Source organism: Streptomyces chattanoogensis, assembly GCF_001294335.1.
Lineage (GTDB): Bacteria > Actinomycetota > Actinomycetes > Streptomycetales > Streptomycetaceae > Streptomyces > Streptomyces chattanoogensis.
This window is the reverse complement of sequence record NZ_LGKG01000209.1, coordinates 1-5,067: the sequence shown is the minus strand read 5'-3', so window position 1 is coordinate 5,067 and position 5,067 is coordinate 1. Positions and strand designations below refer to the sequence as shown.

The 5,067-nt window shown below is 71.2% G+C and carries 2 protein-coding genes; both read right to left on the bottom strand.

The annotated features are described in order from the left end of the window. On the bottom strand, window positions 1-1,542 hold a 1,542-nt coding region (locus ADL29_RS40055; protein WP_211274483.1), incomplete at its 3' end, for a type I polyketide synthase. Window positions 1,543-1,579: 37 nt separating this feature from the next. Further along, on the bottom strand, window positions 1,580-5,067 hold a 3,488-nt coding region (locus ADL29_RS40050; protein ID WP_157878695.1), incomplete at its 5' end, for an SDR family NAD(P)-dependent oxidoreductase.

Sequence of the window (5,067 nt, the reverse complement as noted above, 5' to 3'; positions counted from 1 at the left end):
CGCCAGCACCTCGTCCAACGCCTCCGCGAACACCGGGAACCGGCCGTACAACTCCCGCCCCATACCCACCCGTTGCGCACCCTGCCCCGAGAACAGCACCGCAAGCTTCCCGGCCGCATGCTCGGCGTGCCCACGCGCCACCTCGACGGTTGCGCCGCCCTCGGACAGCAGCACCGCACGGTGCTCCAGATGCGCCCGGGTGGTCGCCAGCGAGAGGCCCAGGTCGAGAGGCGACCGGTCGGTCAGCGCGGAGATCCGCTCAAGCTGCGCGGCCAGTGCCTCCTCGGACTTCGCGGAGACCGGCCAGGGCACGGCCGACGGCGAGGTACGCGGCTCTTCCTCGTCCTCGGGCTCCTCGACGGCCGGCGGCTGCTCAAGGATGACGTGGGCGTTGGTGGCCGCCGCCTGCGTGTGGCCGAGGTTGGACTTCACCGACCCCAGCAGCAGCGGACGCTCGGGGTCACGGTCCTGGCCGTACGTGGCCAGCAGCGCCTGCGCCTCGATCGGGTCGCCGAGTGCAGTGCCCGTACCGTGGGCCTCGACCACGTCCACGTCCGACGCCGACAGACCGGCGCCGGCCAGCGCCTGGCGGATCACCCGCTGCTGCGAGGGCCCGCTGGGGGCCGTCAGGCCGTTGGAGGCGCCGTCCTGGTTGACGGCCGAGCCCCGTACGACCGCGAGGACGGGGTGCCCGTTGCGGCGGGCGTCGGACAGGCGCTCCACGACGAGGACGCCCACGCCCTCGGACCATGCGGTGCCGTCGGCCGTGTCGGAGAACGCCTTGCACCGGCCGTCCGGCGCCAGCCCGCCCTGCCTGCTGAATCCGACGAAGCTCATCGGCGTCGATATCGCCGTCACCCCTCCGGCCAGCGCCAGCGAGCACTCCCCGGAACGCAGCGCCTGGACCGCCAGGTGCAGTGAGACCAGTGAGGAGGAGCAGGCGGTGTCGACGGTGACGGCCGGGCCCTCCAGGCCGAAGGTGTACGAGACCCGGCCGGACAGGATACTGGCAATGAGGCCGGTGCTGCCGTGGCCTTCGATGTCCTCGCGGGAGTTCATCACGGTGTTGATGTAGTCGATACCGCTCGTGCCCACGAAGACACCGGTCTCGGTGCCCCGTAGGGACACGGGGTCGATTCCGGCGCGCTCCAGTGCCTCCCAGGAGGACTCCAGCAGGATGCGCTGCTGGGGGTCCATCGTCACGGCCTCGCGGGGCGAGATGCCGAAGAAGCCCGCGTCGAACGAGGCGGCGTCGATGAAGCCGCCCTCGGCGGTGGCGCTGCTGCCGCTGCCGTCGCCGGCGAGAAGGTCGAGGTCCCAGCCGCGATCCGTGGGGAATGTCGAAATGCCGTCCCGGCCGTCCTTCAACAACTGCCAGAATTCTTCCGGCGATCGCACGCCACCCGGCAGCCGGCAGGACATCCCGACGATGGCTATCGGTTCCTGCTTTGCGGACTCGACTTCCCGAAGCCGTTGGCGGGTCTGGTGCAGGTCGTTCGTGACCCACTTGAGGTAGTCAACGAGCTTTTTGTCGTTCGGCATGCCGTGAAACCTTCCGTGTAAAAAGGGGGGGCCGCACTCAGCGATCGCTGTGACGGCCGAGCTCGTTGTCGATGAAGGCGAAGATCTCGTCGGTGCTGGCGGTTTCGATCCGCTCGGCGACCTCTGCGCCGTCGTCCTCCGCCGAGGCGCCCCGCCAGTCGTCCAGGATCTGCGCCAGACGGGCGGTGACGGCGGCCCTGGTTCGGGCGTCGGGCGCGCCGCCGGCGAGTGCGGAGTCCAGCCGTTCGAGTTCCGCCAGGAGGACCGGGCCCGTCGCGGCCTCGTCCACCAGCTCCGAGACGAAGTGGTCGGCGAGTGCGGTGGGGTTGGGGTAGTCGAAGACGAGGGTGGCGCTCAGCCGCAGTCCGGTGAGGGCGGAGAGCCGGTTGCGCAGTTCGACGGAGGTCAGGGAGTCGAAGCCGAGCTCGTTGAACTCCTTGCGGGCGTCGACGTTCTTGGCTGAGGCGTGTCCGAGGACGGCGGCGGCCTCGGTGCGGACCAGATCCGTCATCAGGCGCGTCCGCTGCTCGGGGCGCGCTGCCCGCAGCCGGTCGACGAGCGGTACGACCGTCTCTCCGGTGGTGTTCACGGCCGTGCGGCGGGCGCCCTTGACCAGGCCGCGCAGCACCGACGGGACCGGGCCCGACGCCCGCAGCGGCCCGCCGGCCCGACCGACCGCGACGAGGTGGCCCGCGCTGCGTGCAACGGCGGCATCGAACAGGGCCAAGCCTCGCTCCCGGCTCAGCGGTGCGGTCCCATAGGAGGCCATCCGCTGCATATCCGTGTCGGAGAGGCCGGCGGTCATGCCACCGTCCTGGGTCCAGGCGCCCCAGGCCAGGGACTGTGCGGGCAGCCCCTGCCCCATCCGGTGCCAGGCGAGCGCGTCCAGGAACACGTTCCCCGCGGCGTAGTTGGCCTGTCCGGGAGCACCGAGCACACCCGAGATGGAGGAGTAGAGCACGAAGGCGGCCAGGTCGAGGTTCTTGGTGGCCTCGTGCAGATGCCAGGCGGCGTCCACCTTCGGGCGCAGTACGGTCGACAGCCGCTCCGGCGTCAGCGAGGTGACCAGCCCGTCATCGAGGACACCGGCCGTGTGGATCACGGCGGTCAGCGGGTGTTCGGCCGGTACGGCGGCGATGAGAGCGTTCACGGCCGCCCGGTCGGCCACGTCACAGGCGCGCACGGTGACCTCCGCGCCGAGAGCGGCCAGTTCGTCGCTCAGTCCGGAGACGCCCGGGGCCTCGGGTCCGCTCCGGCTGACCAGCAGCAGATGCCGGACACCGCGCACGGCCACCAGATGCCGGGCCAACTCACGCCCCAGACCGCCGGTACCACCGGTGATCAACACCGTGCCGTCCGCATCCCACGCCCGCGGCGACACACCCGCACCATCGACCGACTCGGCCAGCTCCGCCAGCCGACCCACGCGCACCGCGCCCTCGCGCACCACGAACTGCGCATCACCGGAGGCCAACAGACCCGGCAGACCCGCAAGCACCTCCACGAGATCCCCGGAACCGGCGTCCAGGTCCACCAGCGCGATCCGCCCGGGGTTCTCCGATTGCGCCGAGCGCACCAGACCCCACACCGCCGCACCCGCCACATCCCGTACGGACTCCCCCGCATCGGCGGAGACCGCGTTACGGGTGACGAACACCAGACGCGAACCGCCCGAGCCCTCCCGGCCGGCCCACTCCTGGAGCAGACCCAACGTGCGGGACGTCAACTCATGGGCCGCAGTGGGAACATCGCCGCCCACACCCGACACGGGAATTACCACGAAACCCTCGTCGCCGGAGAGATCCGCCAGAGAGGCGACCGACGCGCCCACGCCCAGCTCATCCGCGCCCAGGGACACACACCGCACCTCGGCAGGCGACACCTCAGGACCCGACACCCACTCCACCGACAACAGCTCATCGCGCTCCGCGCCGCGCCGCGCCGCCGACCGGCCGGTGCCGGGGTCCCGGTAGGCCCGCATCACCATCGCCTCGGCGGACAGTACGGGCGTGCCTTCGGCATCGACAGCCGCGATGGACATCGAGTCGTCGCCGGTCTTCACGACCCGGACCCGCAGGACCGAGGCGCCGCCCGCGTGCAGCGAAACGCCCCGCCAGGCGAACGGCAGGAACTGGTCGTCCGCACTGCCGACCCCGGCGATGCGGTGCGACTGGAGCACCGCGTCCAGCAGCGCCGGGTGGAGCCCGAAGGCCCCGGCATCCTCGGCCACATGGTCCGGCAGCGCCACCTCCACGTAGGCACCGTCCTCGCAGCTCCACACCGAGCGCAGGCCCTGGAACGCAGGGCCGTAACCGGTGCCGTCGTAGAAGCCCTCCAGGTCGACGGCCACCGCGCCCTGCGGCGGCCACACGGTAGACCCGAAGTCCACGATTCGCTCACCGCTGACCAACGTGCCACCCGCGTGCTGCAGCCACGGCTGACCGGGGTCGCCGTCCGGGCGTGAATATACGGAGATCGTGCGAGAGCCCGCCTCGTCGGCAGGCCCGACCAGTACCTGAACCTGCGTGGCGCCCTCCTCCTGGAGCACCAGCGGTGTCATCAGGACGAGGTCCTCGACGCGGTCGCAGTCGGCCTGGTCGGCGGCGTGCATTGCCAGTTCCAGAAAGCCGGTTCCCGGGAAGAAGACGCTGTCACCAATGGCGTGGTCGGTCAGCCACGGATGCGTCTGCAGCGACAGCCTGCCCGTCAGCACCACCTCGCCGGACTCCGCAAGAGTGAGCATCGCGCCCAGCAAAGGGTGCTCCGCGGACAGCAGGCCCGCGCCGGTCACGTCCCCGGACAGCGCGGCGGGCCGAGGCCAGTACCACTCGTGCTGGAAGGGATAGGTGGGCAGGTCGACGCGGCGCGCGCCGGTACCGGCGAAGATCCCGGACCAGTCCACCCCGACGCCCTCGACGTACAGGTGGGCCAGGGCGGTCAGCAGCGCGGTCTCCTCGGGCCGGTCCTTGCGCAGGGCCGGAACGGCGGTCGCGGCGCCGTTCAGAGTGTGCTGGGCCATCGCCGTCAGCACCCCGTCGGGGCCCAACTCCAGGAAGAGCGAGGCTCCTTCGGCCGCCAGAGACCGGACACCGTCGGCGAAACGGACCGTCTCCCGCACATGCCGCACCACCCGCCGGAAGTCCTCCAGCATCGGCTCCATCAACGGCGAATGGAAGGCATGGCTCACCGGCAGGTGTTGGGTCTTACGCCCCTCGGCCGCCACCTCCCCAGCGATGCGGACCACTTCGACCTCGTCCCCGGCGATCACCACCGACTCCGGGCCGTTGACCGCCGCGATCGACACCCCGTCGACCAGCCGCGCGGCCACCTCCTCCTCTGTTGCCTGGACGGCCACCATCACGCCGCCCGCAGGCAGCGCCTGCATCAACCGCGCACGAGCCGCCACCAGCGCACACGCATCAGCCAGCGAGAACACCCCGGCCACCTGCGCGGCCGCGATCTCACCGACCGAATGCCCGGCCACGAAATCCGGCCTCACACCCAGGGACTCGGCCAGCCGGAACA